Below are 16,886 nucleotides of genomic sequence, written 5' to 3' on the forward strand. Positions count from 1 at the left end.
CGATCAAGGCGCCTCAGGAGCATCCGGCAGCCGCCACCGCAGCCTCGACCTCGACCTCGACCTCGACCTCGAGCGGCACGGTGCGCCACGTGAAGCCCGACGGCGGGGTCGTCCCGCTCGGGCCCGCCGCCTCGGCCCCGTCGATGCCCTCGCCCGCGCAGTCCGCGTCCGCGCCGGACCAGGGCTACGGCTACCCGGCTCCGGCCCCGACCGCGAACTTCGAGGAGCCCGTGCAGGCCGGCGCCGCCTACGCCGGGCCCGCCGAGTACGACGAGCAGGACGGCCACGACGACGGCGGCGACGAGGACTCGGGCCGCAGCCGCGCCACCTGGTGGGCGTGCGGCGGCTGTCTGCTGCTCGCCCTGATCGTCGCCCTGGTCGCGATCTTCGGCCTGCGCTCCTTCTTCTCCGGCGGGGACGACGAGTCCGCGCAGCAGACCAGCGCGAGCTCGTCGGCCTCGAAGGAGCCCTCGGAGAAGCCCAGCGAGTCGAAGACCGAGAAGTCGACCGAGCCCGAGGACAAGTCCCCGGCGCCCGACGGCGCGAAGGACCTCAGCCGCGTGGTCTCCCCCACCGGCAACATCACCTGCAGCCTGGACGACGACTCGGTGGGCTGCTCGCTGGACGACCGTTCCTTCGGCGGCGACAGCGAGGACTGCTCCTCGGGCCCGTTCTCGATCGGCATCGCCGACGGGAAGGCGGACCTGAAGTGCGGCACGACCTTCGGCGGGGACTCCCCGACGACCCTCGCCTACGACGAGAGCGCCACCCAGGGCGACACCGCCTGCCGGAGCGAGTCGGACGGCATGACCTGCTGGAACGTGAAGACGGGCCACGGATTCACCGTCGCGAAGTCGGCTTACGAGACCTTCTGACCCGCGATCCGCATCCAGGTGTCCACGACGGTGTCGGGGTTCAGAGAGATCGATCCGATGCCGGCGCTCCGCAGGTGCTCGGCGAGCTCGGGATGGTCGCTCGGGGCCTGACCGCAGATCCCGACGTACTTCCCGCGCTCACGGCACGCGCCGATCGCGAGGTCGATGAGCTGCAGCACCGCGGGGTCGCGCTCGTCGAAGGAGTCCGCGACGAGCGCTGAATCGCGGTCGATGCCCAGAGTCAGCTGGGTGAGGTCGTTCGAGCCGATCGAGAAGCCGTCCACGTGCTCGAGGAACGCCGGGGCGTTGAGCGCGTTGGCGGGGATCTCGCACATCATCACGACCTGGAGCCCGTCCTTGCCGCGCTCGAGGCCGTGGGAGGCCAGTGCCTCGACGACGCCCCGGGCCTCGTCGGGGGTGCGCACGAACGGGATCATGATCCGCAGGTTCTCCAGTCCCATGTCCTCGCGCACCCGGCGCAGCGCCTCGCACTCGAGGGCGAAGGCCTCGGCGAACTGCTCGGAGAGGTAGCGGGAGGCCCCGCGGAACCCGATCATCGGGTTCTCCTCGTCGGGCTCGAAGACCTCGCCGCCCACGAGTCCGGCGTACTCGTTGGACTTGAAGTCGCTCAGCCGCACGATCACCGGCCGCGGTGCGAAGGCGGCGGCGATGGTCGCGACGCCCTCGGCGAGGCGCCGTACGAAGAACTCCCGCGGGGAGGCGTCGGCGCTGGTCGCACGCTCGATCTGCTCCTGCACACCGGTGCTCTGGTGCTCGGGGTCCAGGAGGGCGAGCGGGTGGATGCCGATCTGGCGGTTGATGACGAACTCCATCCGCGCGAGGCCCACGCCGGCGCTGGGCAGAGCGGCCACGGAGAGCGCGAGATCGGGGTTGGCGAGGTTCAGCATGAGGTCGACGTCGATCTCGGGCAGGTCCCCCACCTCGATCGTCTCGACGTCCGTCTCCAGCAGCCCCTCGAGCACGAGTCCGGTCTCGCCGTCGGCGCAGGAGACGGTGACCTCCCGGCCGTCCTCCAGCAGGCGCGTCGCGTCGCTCGTGCCGACCACGGCGGGGATGCCGAGCTCGCGGGCGATGATCGCGGCGTGGCAGGTGCGGCCGCCGCGGTCGGTGACGATCGCGGCCGCGCGCTTCATGATCGGCTCCCAGTCGGGGTCGGTCATCGAGGCCACGAGCACGTCGCCGGGGCGGAAGTCGTGCATCTGGCTGGGATCCTCGAGGCGGCGCACGGCGCCCTTGCCGATCCTCTGGCCGATCGCGCGGCCCTCGACGAGCACGGGCGCCTCGCCCACCCGGCGGTGGCGCTCGATGGTGCCGGCGGCGCGGCGCGAGACCACGGTCTCGGGGCGGGCCTGGAGGATGTGCAGGGTGCCGTCGGCGCCGTCCTTGCCCCACTCGATATCCATCGGGCGCCCGTAGTGCTCCTCGATGACCAGGGCGATCCGGGCGAGCTCGGCGACCTCCCGGTCGCTGAGCGAGAAGCGCCCGCGCTCCTCGGGCTCGGTGGGCTCGAAGGCCGTGGTGCGGCCGACGCGCGCATCGTCCGTGAACACCATCTTCCGGTCCTTGCCGCCCAGGTGGCGGCGCAGGATCGCGGGACGCCCCGCGCGCAGGCCGGGCTTGTGGACGGTGAACTCGTCGGGGTCGACGGCGCCCTGGACCACGCCCTCCCCGAGGCCGTGGGCGCTCGTGATGAACACGGCGTCCTCGAAGCCGGACTCGGTGTCCAGGGTGAACATGACACCGGCGGAGGCGAGGTCGGAGCGCACCATGCGCTGGATGCCCACGGAGATCGCGACCTCGTCGTGGAGGAAGCCGTGGTGGACGCGGTAGGCGATCGCGCGGTCGGTGAACAGCGAGGCGAAGACCTTGCGCACCGCATCGAGCACGGCGTCGATCCCGCGCACGTTGAGGTAGGTGTCCTGCTGCCCGGCGAAGGAGGCGTCGGGCAGGTCCTCGGCGGTCGCGCTCGAGCGGACCGCGAAGGAGGCGGCGTCCGCCCCCGCGGGCCCGTCCTGCTCGAGGCGCGCGAAGGCCGTGCGCACGGCGTCCTCGAGCTCGGGCGCGAGCGGCGCGTTCTCGACGCGCTCGCGGATGCGGGCGCCGACGCGGGCGAGGGCGGTGGTGTCCTCGACGTCGAGCTGCGCCAGCTGCGCGCTGATCTCGTCGGTGAGACCGGTCGCGGCCATGTGCAGACGGAAGGCGTCGGCCGTCGTCGCGATGCCGCCGGGCACCCGCACGTCCAGGTCCGCGAGCGCGCCGAGCATCTCGCCGAGCGAGGCGTTCTTGCCGCCCACGCGGGCGAGGTCGTCCAGGCCCACCGACTCGAGCGGGAGCACCAGGTCTCCCGGGGCGTCGCTCGCGAGGGCGGGAGCGGTGGCGGTGGCGGGGCGCGTCGTCAGCTGCGTCATCATCGTGCCTTTCGTGGGGCGGACCGGGAGGATCTCCCGATCGGGCCGACGGGGCATCCGTCGGCCGTGGAACCACTCTGAGGTCCCCGTCGAGCGCAGAACACCGGAGATTCGATCGAAGATCCACGATTCTTCACGTATGCTCAAAACATGAGAGTCGACGACGACCGCACGCGGGTGATGGGCGCCCGGATCCGGCACTTCCGCTCCCGGGCGGGCCTCACGCTCGCGGATCTCGCCGCGCAGCTGGGCACCACCGCGAGCACCCTGTCCCTCGTCGAGAACGGCAAGCGCGCGGTGCGCGCGCCGGAGATGCCAGGGATCGCCGCGGCCCTCGGCGTCGACGTCGTCGACCTGCTCTCCGAGGAGCCGCCCGACGCGCGCTCCGCCCTCGAGCTCGAGCTCGCCCGTCTGCAGTCCGGCCCGCAGTTCGGCGCGCTCGGCGTGCCGGCGGTGAGGATCTCGCGCACGCTCCCCCATGACGCCCTCGCGGCGCTCGTGCGGACCCTGCAGGAGCTGGATCGCAAGGCCCTCGAGGCGACGGCGACGCCCGAGGAGGCGCGCCGCGCGAACACCGAGCTGCGGCGCTGGATGCGGGAGCAGGACAATCATCTCCCGGCGATCGAGGCGGCGGCCGAGGAGATCGTCGCCGTCGCGGGTCACGAGGTCGGGGCGCTCACGCACCGCGAGGTCGCGCTGATGGCCGACCACCTGGGCTTCCGCCTGCTGCACGTGGACGATCTGCCGCGCTCCACCCGCACCATCACCGACCTCGAGCAGGGGCGCATCTACCTGCCGCCGTCCTCGATCCCCGGCGGCAACGGCCTGCGCTCGATGGCGCTGCAGGCCATGGCGCACCGCGTGCTCGACCACACCCCGCCCTCCTCCTACGAGGAGTTCCTGCGCCAACGGCTGGAGATCGCCTACTTCGCGGCCTGCTGCCTGATGCCCGAGCGGCAGGCGACGGACTTCCTCACCGACGCCAAGCAGCGGCGCGACCTCGCCGTCGAGGACTTCCGCGACGCCTTCGGCGTCACCCACGAGCAGGCCGCCCTGCGGATGACGAACCTGCTGACCGCCCACCACGGCGTGCGGGTCCACTTCCTGCGGGTCGGGGCCGACGGCGAGATCCACAAGGCCTACGAGAACGACGACCTGCCGATCCCCACCGACGTCACCGGCGCGGTCGAGGGACAGATCGTGTGCCGCAAGTGGGTCGCGCGCCGCGCGGGGCACCGCGGCAACCGCACCACCGAGAACCACCAGTACACCGACACCGTCGGCGGCACGTTCTGGTCGTCCACCCAGACCGGCTCCGGCCCCCACGGCGCCTTCTCGATCACCTTCGGCGTGGGCTTCGACGACGCCAAGTGGTTCCGCGGGCGCGCGACGCGCCAGCGCCAGGTCTCCACCTGCCCCGACGAGTCGTGCTGCACCCGGCCCCCGGCCGGGCTCGCGGATCGCTGGGCCGAGGCCGCCTGGCCGAGCGCGCGCATGCACACGCAGGTGCTCGCCGCCCTGCCCTCGGGCCGCTTCCCCGGCGTCGACGACACGGAGGTCTTCGAGTTCCTCGAGCGCCACGCCGCGATGGACTGAGGCGCCGTCCCCCGCCGCGCCCCTCCGTTTTTCCCGCGGCGCAAGAAGACCCGATCTTCATGCCCCGAGTGACCTCCATCGGCCCTGGTCGCGGGCGAGTCTTGAGGGACCACGCCCGCTCGTCCCGAGGAGGACATCCGTGCTTCACGCCCCCGCCGACCCCGAGGATCGCCTGTCCCTCGCGGAGTCGATGATCCCGATCATCGGCTCCCTGCATCGCAGCCGCCACGTGGTGGTGACGATCCACGGGCGGCGGCTCGTGGACCTCTCCGCCCGCCAGATCCTCAAGGCCCACCGCTTCGCCCGCCACATCGACGGCCGCGAGCTCGATCCCGCGCAGACCTTCCCCCTGCTCCAGATGCTCGCCGCGACGGCTCCCCCGCCCTGCGCGGTCGACCTCGCCTCCCTCCTCAGCCTCGCCCGCGAGCAGGTCGACGGCGCGGACGACGACGACGCAGACAACGCGGACGTCACCGGATCGCGGCCGGTCCTCGAGGACCTCCTGCGCGAGGAGATCGCACAGGTCGGCCCGGGCGAGGTGCCCCCGCAGCGGGACGTCGTCCTCTACGGCTTCGGGCGCATCGGCCGCCTGCTGGCCCGCATCCTGCTCGCGCGCTCCGCGGGGGCGGGCGGGCTGCGCCTGCGCGCGGTCGTGGTGCGGCCCGGCGCCCCCGGCGACCTCCAGAAGCGCGCGAGCCTGCTGCGCCGCGACAGCGTGCACGGCCCCTTCGACGGCACCATCGTGGTCGACGAGGAGCGGCGGATGCTGATCGCGAACGAGGTCGAGATCCAGGTGATCGAGTCGGATGCCCCGGACCGGGTCGACTACCGCGCCCACGGGATCGACGAGGCGATCGTCGTGGACACCACCGGGCGCTGGCGTGACCGCGAGGGGCTCGCCCAGCACCTGCGCTCCCCCGGTGCGGAGCGCGTGCTGCTCACCGCCCCGGGGAAGGGCGACGTGCCCAACATCGTGCACGGCGTGAACGAGGAGCAGATCGGGGATCACCGCATCCTCGCCGCGGCCTCCTGCACCACGAACGCGGTCGCCCCGGTGCTGAAGGCGCTCCACGAGCGCTGCGGCGTCGAGAAGGGGCACGTGGAGACCGTGCACTCCTTCACCAACGACCAGAACCTCACCGACAACTTCCACCGCGCCGACCGGCGCGGCAGGGCGGCGACGCTCAACATGGTCATCGCCGAGACCGGGGCCGCCCGCGCCGTCGGCGCCGCCTACCCGGCGCTCGAGGGCCGGCTCACCGGCAGCGCGATCCGGGTCCCCGTCCCGAACGTGTCGCTGGCCGTGCTGAACCTGCGCCTCGGCGAGGGCGCCGCGGGCATGGGGCGCGAGGAGCTCAACGCCTTCCTGCGCGAGACCTCGCTCGCCTCGCCGCTGCGCCGGCAGGTGGACTTCATCGAGTCCCCCGAGTTCGCCTCGAGCGACGCGCTCGGCTCCCGCAAGGCGGGGATCGTCGACGGCCTCGCGACCATCGCCGACGGCTCGGGCGACGCCGTGCTCTACGTCTGGTACGACAACGAGCACGGCTACTGCCGCCAGGTGGTGCGGGTGCTCGAGTCGATGGGCGGCGTGCGCCTCCTGAGCATCCCCCGGGGTGCCGTCGACCGCGCCCGGGACCGCGTGCGCGAGGCACGCCGGCCCGCGGAGCAGGTCGCGGGCATCTGAGACGACGGCGGCGGGCCCGCGCAGGCGGGCCCGCCGTCGCGGCGCGGTAGGGACTCAGTGGGGACGGAGAACGGGGCCTCAGCCCCCGGTGCCGCTCGCCTCCTTCTGCCGGGCGGTCTGCTCGGGCGTGCCGTCCTCGGCGCGCGCCGGGTCCTTCCAGAAGTCGGCGCCGCGGATGCCGAGCGCCTCCGGGTCGAAGACGGGGTCGAGCCCCTCGCGGCGCTGCCTGTCGTAGTCCCTGCACACCTTGTGCACGACGGGGAACAGCAGGATCAGGCACAGCAGGTTGACCCAGGCGATGAGCCCGAGGCCGATGTCACCGGCCGCCCACACCAGGTCGGCGTTGACCACGGAGCCGGTGAAGACGATCGCGAGCGTGCCCAGGCGCAGCACGAGCGTCCAGCCCGGGCCGCGCCGACCGTCCAGCAGGAACAGCAGGTTCGAGTTCGCGACGTAGAAGTACAGCAGCAGGCACGTGAAGCCGAACAGCAGCACGGCGACGGCCACGAAGCCCGCGCCCCAGCCCGGAGCCAGGGTGTCGATGGACTCCTGCACCCAGTTCGGCCCGGCGTCGATGCCGGGCAGGTTCTCGATGACGAAGCCGCCGCGGTGGTCGGAGACGTTGAACTTCCCCGAGACCACCATCATCAGGCCCGTGGCCATGCAGATCAGCAGCACGTCGATGTAGATGCTGAAGGTCTGCACGAGCCCCTGCTTCCCGGGGTGCGTGGTGCGCGCCGCCGCGGCGGCGAAGGTCGCCTCGCCCAGCCCGTTCGCCGAGGCGAAGACCGCCCGCCGCACGCCCCAGGCGATCGCGGCGCCGGTGACCCCGGCGAGCATCGGCTGCAGGCCCAGGCCGGAGCGGACGATGAGCATGACCGCCTCCGGGACCCGGGAGATGTTCGCGACGATCACGGCGATCGCGAGCACCAGGTACCCGACGGCGAGCAGGGGCACCAGGGTCTGGGTGACCCGCACGATGCGCGTGGTGCCGCCGAAGATCACCACGGCGATCATGCCCGTGACGAGCACCGCGGGGATCCAGCCCGGGAGGCCGAAGGCGAGATGCGCGCTCGCGGCGATCGAGCTGACCTGGAACCCGGGGAAGACGAAGCCGTAGCCGATGAGCCCGAGCACCGCGACCAGGCCGCCCACGAACGGGATCCGCAGGCCGTGCTTGATGTAGTACGGCATGCCGCCGATGTCCTCGCCGGCCTTGCGGCGGTCCTCGTCCTCGACGCGGCGCTTGAAGGTCTGCGAGAGAGCGGCCTCGGCGTAGCCGACGGTGCAGGCGAGCAGTCCGGTGATCGCCATCCACAGGAGGGCTCCGGGGCCTCCGCCCGCGATGGCCGTGGCCACGCCGGCGATGCTGCCCACGCCCACGCGGCTCGCGAGGGCGAGCACGAGGGCCTGGAACGAGGACAGCCCTCCTTCGGCGCGGGGCTGGTCGCGCAGCTGACGGATCATGTCGGGGATCCGCCGGAACTGCACGGCCTTGGTGGAGATCGTGAAGAGCAGGCCGAGTCCGATGACGAGGTACGCCATCGGTCCCCAGATGCCGTCCGCGATCGCGGTGAGCATCGTCGTGAGCTGGGTCGTGTCCATCTCAGCCGCGCCCCTCCCTGAGCTCCGCGAGCGCCTGCCGGATCGGGGCCAGGGCGGCCTCGTCCAGCGGGGCGACCGGGCGCCGGGGCGCGCCGACCTCGAGGCCCGTGAGGGAGAGCCCCGCCTTGACGGCGGGGATGAAGGGCACGGCGAACAGGGAGGCGATCACCGGGTACAGGCGGGACCAGAGCTCCCGGGCGCCCTCGAGGTCCCCGCCCTTGATGCGACGGGTGACGGCGACGATCTCCTCGGGCACGACGTTCGCCGCGCCGGCCATGACGCCGGCGGCGCCCTCGACCAGGGCGCTGTAGAGGTAGACGTCCCAGCCGATGAAGGTGTCGATGACGTCGCCGTGCAGGCGGATGAGCTCGAGCGCCTGCTCCCAGTTCGCGCTCGAGTCCTTGATGAAGCGGATGTTCTCGTTCTGCTCGGCGAGGGAGCGGACCGTCGCGGGATCGAGGTTGACGCCGGTGGCCGCGGGGATGTTGTAGAGCATCACCGGGAGGTCCACCGCGCCGGCGACCTCGGTGATGTACTGGACGGTCTCCTCGAGGCTGAGGGGCTCGTAGAAGGGCGTGACCAGCATGAGCACGTCGGCTCCCGAGCGCTCGGCGGCGCGCGAGAGCGAGATCGCCTCGGCGGTGCTGGTCGCACCGGTCTGGGCGATCACCGGGACGCGCCCGGCGGTCTGGTCGATGATCGTGTCGACGAGGCGCAGGCGCTCGTCGCGCCCGAGCGCGCCGACCTCGCCGGTCGACCCGGCGGCGACGACGCCGTCGACTCCCGCGTCGATCGAGCGGTCGACGACACGTCGCAGGGTCGCCTCGTCGATCGCCCCCTCGGCGTCGAACGGGGTGGCCAGGGCGGTGAGGACTCCGTGGAGGTCCAGGGTCATGGTCGGTCTCCTTCTCAGGCTGCGGTGGGGGTGAGGGTCGGTGCGTCGGCGGCAGGGCCCGACAGGCTCCGCCGCACGGGGGTGGCCAGGACGCTCGCGGCGTTCTGGGCCGCCGAGAAGCCGGTGGTCACGGCGCTCTCGGTGTACAGGGTCCCGAGGTAGTCGCCGGCCAGGAAGACCCGGTCGGTCCCTCGGGTGAGGACGCTCTGCAGCGCGGCGCGTCCGGGGAAGCTGAACGGGGAGGCGACCGCCCAGCGGTCGGTCTCGGCCTCGACCACCGAGTCCGCGAACCCGTGCCCGAGGATCTGGTCGAGGTCGCGCAGGTGGCGGCGCTGGACCTCCTCGTCGTCGAGGTCGAGCAGCGCGCGGCCGAGCCCCGCCGGGGAGAAGGTCATGAGGCTGCCGCCGGGGCGGCGCTCGGACTCGGTGCCGCGCACGATGCTCGCCTGGTTCAGGGCGATCGCGAAGGACCGCTTGGGGGCCGCGATCGCGTAGATGTCGTCCCAGGGGCGCGAGGACGTCTCGTCGGTGAGGAACGCCGTGCTCACGTGGGGTCCGTACTGGATGCGCGAGAGGGCGTCCCGCAGGTCCTGCGGAAGGTCCACGCCGATGCGGTGGGTGACGTCGGCGGTGGTGGCGACGACGGCGGTGCGCGCCTCCTCCTCGTGCTCGACGCCGTCCTGGCTGTACCGCACGAGCACGGAGCCGGGCCGGTGCACGATCTCGTGGACGATCGCGCCCAGCTGCAGGTCCTCGCCGAGCGACGCGGCGAGGGTCCGGGTGAGCGTCGACGGGCCGCCGACGATCCCGCGGTTCAGGCCCTGGCCGAAGCCGAGCACGAGGCTGAAGTAGCCGATGCCCGCGCCGGCGGAGATCTGGTCCATGTTCCCGGCGGAGCGGGTGACGGTGGTGCTGAACAGGGCCGCGGCGTCCTCCGGCAGGTCCCCCACGAAGTCCTGGAAGCTGCGGCCGCCCTCGAAGTCGTAGATCCGCTGCTGGCGCATGGCCCCGGACTCGCCGGGCCGGGTGCGCACGACATCCATGTAGCGGGCCACGCCCCCGAGCACCTTGGCGCCCGCGCGGAAGGTCGCGATCCGATCGGCCATCGGCATCGGGATGCGCAGCGGGTAGGTCGCGATGTGGCCCTTGCGCAGGAACGTCCCGTTCATGGCCATGCCCTGCAGCGAGCCGGGGATCTCGACCGCGGTCACGCCGACCTCCCGCAGCAGCTCGTCGGTCGACGAGTCGGGGCCGGCGAACACGTGCCCTCCCCAGTTCAGCCAGTACGCACCGCGCCGCTCGGAGCGGATCCGGCCGCCCACGCGGTCGGAGGCCTCGAGGACGAGGGTGTCGAAGTGCCGCAGTCTCCAGGCCGCGGAGAGGCCGGCGAGGCCGGCGCCGATGACGATGGCGTCCTTCATGGACGTGCTCCTTCTGAATGGGCCCGGCCTGCGTCGGTCGGGCGGACCTGCCTGTGCGTCGTCGCGGGGCGGTGCACGTCCCTGTGCGATCGGGGATCCGGCGTCCGCGCCGCGATCCGTGGAGCGACTGTAATCTGTGATCACAAATCAACGCAAGGGGGCTCAGCGGATCCACCGCGTAATCTGGACCGGTGGCCCTCTCCAAGCGCATCGAACCGACCCTGCTGACCGACCAGGTCTACGCCTCGCTGCACGACGCGATCCTCAGCGGGGACATGCCCACGGGGACCCGGCTGCGGATCCGCGACATCGCCCAGGAGGTCGGCACCAGCGTGATGCCGGTGCGCGAGGCGATCCGCCGCCTCGAGGAGGCCGGGCTCGCCGAGCGCTCCCCCCACAAGGGCGCGGTGGTGCGCACACTGAGCCTCGAGGAGCTCGTGCACGTGTACGAGACCCGTCGGATCCTCGAAGCGGCCGCGGCCCGCGAAGGGGCCGCGCGCATCGACGAGGCGGGCCTCGAGGAGATGCGCACCCAGCTGGAGCTGCTGCGGAGCGCGGTCGACGAAGGTCGCCTGCTCGACGCCCTGGACATCGACGAGGCGCTGCTCGCCGCGCTCTACGGCGCGTCCGGGAATCCCTTCCTCGTGAAGGTCGTCCGCGGGCTCTGGCAGGACTGCCGCCCCTACAAGGTGATGGGTGCGCGGGGCTCCGTGGACACGGGCACCGCCTCGACGCTCTGGCGTTTCCCGCAGCAGCTCGTCGAGGCCGCCGCCGCGCACGACGGCGAGGCCGCCGCGACCCTCACGGGCGATTCGCTCACCAGCGCCACCCAGCGCATCGAGGCGCAGCTCGAGGCGCAGCGCTCCGAGCAGAACCGCTGAGCCGACCTGCCCTGACCTGACCTGAGCCGGGACGGCGCGACCCGACCGTGCCAGGGCGTCGCCTTGCGTCCATCCTTGTGTGATGTGTGATCACAAGATACGGTCCCCGTGTCCGACCACCGCAACGACGCGTCAGGAGAACATCGCGCGATGACCACTTCGACCACCACCGAACGAGCCGCCGACCAGCGGGTGCAGGTGCGCCGCGGGCCAGGGGGACCCCTCGTCGCCGAGACGGAGATGCCGCCGCTGGGCCACTTCGTGGACGGAGCCTTCGACACCGCGGGACCCGCCTCCGCGCCGCTGGTCGACCCCTCCGACGAGCGCCAGGTGGCCCTCCTCCCCCAGGCAGACACGACCGTGCTGGACCGTGCCGTGGACGCCGCCGCGGCGGCCTTCACCACGTGGGGCGCGACCACTCCCCGGGAGCGGGCCGAGCTGCTGCTGGCGATCGCCGATCGCATCGACGCCGAGGCCGACCTGCTGGGCCGGCTCGAGGCGCTGGACACCGGCAAGCCGCCGTCGGTCACCGCGGACGACGTGTCCTCGGCGGCCGACGTCTTCCGCTTCTCCGCCGGTGCGGCGCGCTCCCTCACCGGCCTCGGCACCGCCGACTACGTCGCCGATCACACCTCCCTGGTGCTCCGGGAGCCGGTGGGCGTGGTCGGGGTGATCGTGCCCTGGAACTATCCGCTGCTGATGGCCGCGTGGAAGATCGCGCCCATCCTGGCCGTCGGCGACACGGCCGTCGTCAAGCCCGCGGAGCTCACCCCGCTCTCCCTGCTCAAGCGCGCCGAGCTGACCGCGGACATCGTGCCCGCCGGAGTCCTCAACATCGTGCTGGGGCGGGGGCGCGAGGTCGGCGCCGCGATGTCGTCCCATCCGGGCGTCGACCTGATCGCCCTGACCGGGAGCGTCGGCAGCGGCCGCGCGGTCGCGAGCGCCGCCGCCGAGTCCCTCAAGCGCGTGCACCTCGAGCTCGGCGGCAAGGCGCCCGTGCTCGTCTTCGAGGACGCAGATCTCGAGGCGACGGCCGAGGGACTGCGCAGCGCGTCCTTCTGGAACTCCGGCCAGGAGTGCGGGGCCGCGACGCGCGTGCTGGTGCACGAGGACGTGGCGGAGCGCTTCGTCGAGCATCTCGTGGAGCAGGTCCGGCAGATCCCCGTGGGCACGCCCGACGCCGGGGAGGACATCGAGGTGGGCCCCCTCATCTCAAGGACCCACCGGGAGCGGGTGCTGGCCTTCATCGACCGCGCGCAGCAGGACGGGGCCCGCGTCGCCGTCGGCGGATCCGCCCTCCCGGGCCCCGGCTTCTTCGTGGAGCCGACGGTCCTGGTCGACGTGCAGGAGGGCACCGAGGCCGCCCGCGAGGAGGTCTTCGGGCCCGTGATCACGGTGGAGACCTTCGCCGACGAGGACGAGGCGGTGCGCCGCGCCAACGACGTCGTCTACGGCCTCGCCGCCTCGGTGTGGACGCGCGACGCCGCCCGCTCGCTCGACGTGCCGCGCCGTCTGGACTTCGGGACCGTCTGGGTCAACAGTCACCTGGTGCTCGCGAGCGAGCTCCCCTGGGGCGGCTTCAAGGGCTCCGGGTACGGCCGGGACCTCTCGATCCATGCGCTCGAGGACTTCTCCCGCACCAAGCACGTGCAGATCAACCACGGGCGCTGAGCGCGGCCCCGCACCAGGACAGCCCCTCACCCCTGGCCACCGCGCGCGGTGCCCGTTCGGGCGAGGGGCTGTTTCGCTGAGCTGGAGACGAGATTCGAACTCGCAACCGCCTGTTTACAAGACAGGTGCGCTACCGTTGCGCCACTCCAGCGGGTGCGCGGACGACTGCGGTCCGGCACCCCGAAAGGGTACCGGACCGCAGGCGTCGGGCGCGATCGGGGAGGTCCGAGGGCGGTCAGCCCTTGGCCGCGTCCTCGACCGTCTTGAGGAACACGCCCTCCTGACTCCACTGGGTGGAGTCGAGGACCGTGTCGTCGATCTTCACGAAGGGCGTCCCCTTGCCGTTGTTCTCCTCGAGGCTCTTCGATGCCGCCGGCTCGACCACGTTCCGCACCCACGGCTTGTACGTGCCCTTGTCGATGCAGCTGGAGACGGAGTCGCTCGCACCGGCCTTCTTCGCGTACTCGGCGAGCTGGTCGTCGCTCAGGCCGGCGCTGCCCTCGGCGGGCTGGTTGTCGAACAGCGCGGTCTGGAAGTCCATGAAGTTGTCGGGGTCGTCGTTGTAGACGCAGGCCGCGGCGTTCGCGGCGCGCGTCGAGTAGTCACCCGTGCTCGAGTTCCCGTCGAGGAAGCGCCGGGTGTAGAGGTGCACCGTCGCCTCCTTCTTGTCGACGATGGTGCGCAGATCCTTGCCGTTGATCTCCTCGAAGTTGCCGCAGACCGGGCACATGAAGTCCACGTGGAGCTCGACGACGGGCTTGCCCGAGTCCTCGGGCGCGCCGAGCGAGTAGTACGGCTGCCCCTCCGGGATCCCCTGGGGCGTCGCGACGGGCCCCTCGGGGCGGGTCGCGTTCCAGACCAGATAGCCGACGCCGCCGGCGATGAGGAGCACGACCACGACGACCGCGGCGATCACGGCGGTGCGGACGTTGCGCTGACGCTTGAGCTCCGCCTGGCGCTGCTGGCGGATCGCCTCGCGCTGGGCCTCGCGGCGATCCTGGGCGTTCGATGCGGCCATGATCCTCCTCGGATCCTTCTCGCCGCCGCACGGGCGACGGGGTGTCGGTCGGGTGCACCGGGTCTCGTCCCGGACGCGCCGCGCAGTCTACCGACGGGTCCTGACCGTGCCTGGAGGGTCGTGGCGGCGATCACCGTGACCCCGTCGGCCGGCCGCTGCGCTCAGCGCCAGAAGGCGATCCGGTCCAGCGTCGGCAGGTTGTAGAAGGGCAGGTAGTCGATGGAGCCTCCGCGGGCGACGGCCACGGAGACGATCGCGCCGAGCAGGAGCACGAGCAGCACGCCCACGACCAGGCTCCACACGGTGTCCGGCGTCGCGGCCTCGACGACGCGGTGGGCGCCGTCGCGCGTGGTGCGCGCACCGATCCCGACCCAGACCAGCAGCACCGTGATCGCCATGGCGACGGCGAAGGCGACGGCGTCGGGCGGCTGGACCCCACGCAGGAGCACGAACCCCGCGTCGACGGCCATGCCGACGAGGAGTCCCAGGATCAGCGGGAGCACTGCCTGCAGAGCGGTGACGACGATGCCGAGGACGAAGCGGAAGGGCGCGGCGAATCCGGCGGCGGTCCGCGCCGCTCCGTTCGCCGATCCCCGGGAGCGCCGGGAGAGGACCGTGCGGTGCGACTGCTCCCAGGTGCGGGCGAGCGCACCGAACAGCAGCAGGAGCGCGAGGGAGACGTAGGGCGCGATCGCGGCGAGGGCCACGAGGATCAGGTTCCCGACCCACACGATGATGCGGCGCCGCGGGGGCGGCGGCTGCTGCCACGCGCCGTACGGGTCGGCGAGGGCGTCGCCGGGCTGCTGCTGCATCTGCTGCGGGGGGAACTGCTGGGCCTGCTGCGAGTGCTGCGGCTGCTGAGCGGCCGGTTCCCAGGGCTGCATCGCGGGCTGCTGCTGCACCTGCTGCTGCGGAACGGGACGCGGCGGCGAATCGGCCACGGGCGCCATGCGCTCCGTCGGCGGCTCACGGCGCACAGGCCCGCGGACGCTCTCGTACCCTGCATCGCTTCCGGCCGGGATGGCCTCGGTGGGCTGGGCCGAGTCGTGGCCCGTCGGCTCTTCCTCGGGCACGACGGGGAATGCACGGGTCGGGTTCTGGACGACGGGGATGACCTCGGTCGCGGGGTCCGCTCCGGCCGGGGTCGATGCCGCGGAGAGAGCCTCGGTGCGGTCCGGGTCGCCGGCCGATGAGGAGCCGGCGGGCCCGGCGGCGAAGGCCTCGGTGGCATCGGGGTCCGACGGGGAGGCTGCGGACAGCATCTCGGTCGCGGGCTCTCCCGCTGCGTCGGCCCGTTCGTCGGACGGTTCTCCGGATGCGCCCTCGACGTCGTCCTCCGCGCCGTGCGCCGAGGTGCCCGCGGCCACAGCACCTGTCGCTCCCCCGGCAGTGATCGCCTCGGTGGCACCGGCGTCCTCGTAGCGGTCGAGGTCGAGGGCGTCGAGGCGTTCGCGCAGCTCGCGGGGGCTGGGGCGGTCGGCGGGGTCGGAGCGGAGGGCGTCGCGGAACCACTGGGCGAGCTCGACGGGGACGCCGTCGACGTCGATGTCGCCGCGCTCGGCGCGCAGGAGCACGAGGTCGGCGCGTCCGCTGCCATAGGGCTCGCGGCCGGTGGCGGCGAAGGCGAGCATCGCGGCGAGGGCCCACCAGTCGCCGGATTCGCCCGTGCGGTTGCTGCGCATGACCTCAGGGTCGAGGTACGCGGCGGTGCCCATGACAAGGCCCGTCGAGGTGAGCCGGGATTCCTCGGCGGCGACGGCGATGCCGAAGTCGATGATGACCGGGTCGAGGCCGTAGCCGTCCGGGTCGTAGCCGAGGAGGTCCTCGGTGCGGGCGCCGCGCAGCAGCACGTTGGAGGGCTTGAGATCGCGGTGGACGACGCCGGCGGCGTGGATGTCGTCGAGGGATTCGGACAGGACGATGCCCAGCTCGCGGACGAGCTCGGGGTGCAGGCCGCCGTTGGTCCGCACGGCGTCCTCGAGGGTGGGGCCGGGGACGAACTCGGTGACGACGAACGCGTCGGGCGACTCGAGCTCGGCGTCGAGGATGCGCACGATGTTGTCGTTGTGGACCAGGCGCTGGGCGCTGACCTCGCGGGCGAGGCGCTCGCGGGCGCGCGGGTCATCGGCGATGTCGTGGCGCAGGAGCTTGATGGCGACCTCGTTGCCGTCAGCATCGTGCGCGCGGTAGACGATGCCCATGCCACCTGCGCCGATGCGTTCGTGCACCTGGTACCCGGAGTCCTCCTCCAGAGTCACCAGGCGAGGGTCGCGCCGCGCGTAAGGGGCGGTGTGCTGCTCGTCCGACATGGTCGCCATGCTAGTCATGCGGACCTGCCAGCCCGCCGACCTCGTCAGAAGGGCGGGTCGCAGGTCGCTCTCGTGGTCGGGGCCGACGGTCGGGGCAGGTCTGCGTCGACCGGGAGCTCGGGTGCGTGTGCGGTGGTGGTGAGGTGTTGGTGCCAAGCGGTCTCGAGCTCGCGGACGATCAGCGGGGTCATCAGATCGCCCTGGTCTTCCACGGTCAGTTCGACCGCGTCCCCGAGGGACCAGTGCGTGCGACCCAACGTGCGGGGCACAGGGATACCCGGGTCCACGGGACTCGACATACTCCCGCCATGTTTCACCGACCCATCATTCCCGCGATCTGTTCCGCCACTCGATGATTTCCCGTCGTCGCGGAGTCTGACGGGGTCGATATCGCGGGCGGTTTTCACCTGATGATGCGACCAGCACAACACATGAAGATTCTCGATCTCCGTCACCCCACCTTCCCCGGGATGATCATGATCGAATTCCTCAATATGATCCA

Annotated in this window: 11 protein-coding genes, 1 tRNA gene and 1 pseudogene; 5 read left to right on the forward strand and 8 right to left on the reverse strand. The window is 72.2% G+C overall.

Translation table 11 applies throughout. The features are described from left to right. The coding region (locus MHY49_RS16845; RefSeq protein ID WP_239206072.1) for a hypothetical protein at positions 1-875 on the forward strand (875 nt) is incomplete at its 5' end. Here the strand turns inward: MHY49_RS16845 and ppsA are convergent. Beyond that, complete coding sequence (ppsA, locus tag MHY49_RS16850) at positions 860-3,304, reverse strand: phosphoenolpyruvate synthase (RefSeq protein ID WP_239206074.1); 2,445 nt, start codon at positions 3,302-3,304, stop codon at positions 860-862. The genes MHY49_RS16845 and ppsA overlap by 16 nt on opposite strands. 150 nt (positions 3,305-3,454) lie before the next feature. Here ppsA and MHY49_RS16855 point away from each other — a divergent pair, with 150 nt between their 5' ends. After that, on the forward strand, positions 3,455-4,900 hold the full coding sequence (locus MHY49_RS16855; RefSeq protein ID WP_239206076.1) for an XRE family transcriptional regulator: 1,446 nt from the start codon (positions 3,455-3,457) through the stop codon (positions 4,898-4,900). 139 nt (positions 4,901-5,039) lie between these two features. Beyond that, a complete protein-coding gene (locus tag MHY49_RS16860; protein WP_370646203.1) occupies positions 5,040-6,584 on the forward strand; it encodes a glyceraldehyde-3-phosphate dehydrogenase in 1,545 nt (514 codons plus the stop codon). Between the two features lie 78 nt (positions 6,585-6,662). On the opposite strand, the gene MHY49_RS16865 is transcribed toward MHY49_RS16860, so the two are convergent. From MHY49_RS16865 to MHY49_RS16875, 3 genes are read right to left on the reverse strand one after another with little or no spacing between them, the layout of a single operon-like run. Next, positions 6,663-8,189 (reverse strand): sodium:alanine symporter family protein, encoded by a 1,527-nt coding sequence (locus MHY49_RS16865; RefSeq protein ID WP_239206078.1) that lies wholly within the window; start codon positions 8,187-8,189, stop codon positions 6,663-6,665. Between the two features lies 1 nt (position 8,190). After that, positions 8,191-9,084, reverse strand: a complete 894-nt coding sequence (gene dapA, locus MHY49_RS16870; protein WP_239206080.1) for a 4-hydroxy-tetrahydrodipicolinate synthase — start codon at positions 9,082-9,084, stop codon at positions 8,191-8,193. 14 nt (positions 9,085-9,098) lie between these two features. Next, positions 9,099-10,505 (reverse strand): NAD(P)/FAD-dependent oxidoreductase, encoded by a 1,407-nt coding sequence (locus MHY49_RS16875; RefSeq protein ID WP_239206082.1) that lies wholly within the window; start codon positions 10,503-10,505, stop codon positions 9,099-9,101. A 191-nt stretch (positions 10,506-10,696) separates the two neighbouring features. Here MHY49_RS16875 and MHY49_RS16880 point away from each other — a divergent pair, with 191 nt between their 5' ends. Together MHY49_RS16880 and MHY49_RS16885 are read left to right on the forward strand one after the other, a co-directional pair. Then, positions 10,697-11,386: a GntR family transcriptional regulator gene (locus tag MHY49_RS16880; RefSeq protein ID WP_239206084.1), complete on the forward strand. Its 690-nt coding sequence runs from the start codon at positions 10,697-10,699 to the stop codon at positions 11,384-11,386. Positions 11,387-11,536: 150 nt separating this feature from the next. Further along, on the forward strand, positions 11,537-13,057 hold the full coding sequence (locus MHY49_RS16885) for an aldehyde dehydrogenase family protein (protein ID WP_239206086.1): 1,521 nt from the start codon (positions 11,537-11,539) through the stop codon (positions 13,055-13,057). Between the two features lie 79 nt (positions 13,058-13,136). Here the strand turns inward: MHY49_RS16885 and MHY49_RS16890 are convergent. From MHY49_RS16890 to MHY49_RS16905, 4 genes and pseudogenes are all read right to left on the reverse strand, one after another. Continuing rightward, positions 13,137-13,208 (reverse strand) — tRNA-Thr (locus MHY49_RS16890). A gap of 84 nt (positions 13,209-13,292) precedes the next feature. Further along, positions 13,293-14,075, reverse strand: a complete 783-nt coding sequence (locus tag MHY49_RS16895; RefSeq protein WP_239206088.1) for a thioredoxin domain-containing protein — start codon at positions 14,073-14,075, stop codon at positions 13,293-13,295. Between the two features lie 161 nt (positions 14,076-14,236). Next, complete coding sequence (locus MHY49_RS16900; protein WP_239206090.1) at positions 14,237-16,384, reverse strand: serine/threonine-protein kinase; 2,148 nt, start codon at positions 16,382-16,384, stop codon at positions 14,237-14,239. A gap of 44 nt (positions 16,385-16,428) precedes the next feature. Beyond that, positions 16,429-16,886 (reverse strand): annotated as a pseudogene (locus tag MHY49_RS16905) (hypothetical protein); the annotation flags it as partial.

It is taken from the genome of Brachybacterium sp. ACRRE (genome assembly GCF_022346485.1).
Taxonomy (GTDB): Bacteria; Actinomycetota; Actinomycetes; order Actinomycetales; family Dermabacteraceae; genus Brachybacterium; species Brachybacterium halotolerans.

Bases quoted from the DNA above. Each gene is read 5' to 3' on its own strand.
- MHY49_RS16900 (WP_239206090.1), bottom strand. From the start codon at position 16,384: ATGTCGGACGAGCAGCACACCGCCCCTTACGCGCGGCGCGACCCTCGC.
- MHY49_RS16895 (WP_239206088.1), bottom strand. From the start codon at position 14,075: ATGGCCGCATCGAACGCCCAGGATCGCCGCGAGGCCCAGCGCGAGGCG.
- dapA (WP_239206080.1), bottom strand. From the start codon at position 9,084: ATGACCCTGGACCTCCACGGAGTCCTCACCGCCCTGGCCACCCCGTTC.
- MHY49_RS16865 (WP_239206078.1), bottom strand. From the start codon at position 8,189: ATGGACACGACCCAGCTCACGACGATGCTCACCGCGATCGCGGACGGC.
- MHY49_RS16855 (WP_239206076.1), top strand. From the start codon at position 3,455: ATGAGAGTCGACGACGACCGCACGCGGGTGATGGGCGCCCGGATCCGG.
- MHY49_RS16885 (WP_239206086.1), top strand. From the start codon at position 11,537: ATGACCACTTCGACCACCACCGAACGAGCCGCCGACCAGCGGGTGCAG.
- MHY49_RS16875 (WP_239206082.1), bottom strand. From the start codon at position 10,505: ATGAAGGACGCCATCGTCATCGGCGCCGGCCTCGCCGGCCTCTCCGCG.
- ppsA (WP_239206074.1), bottom strand. From the start codon at position 3,304: ATGACGCAGCTGACGACGCGCCCCGCCACCGCCACCGCTCCCGCCCTC.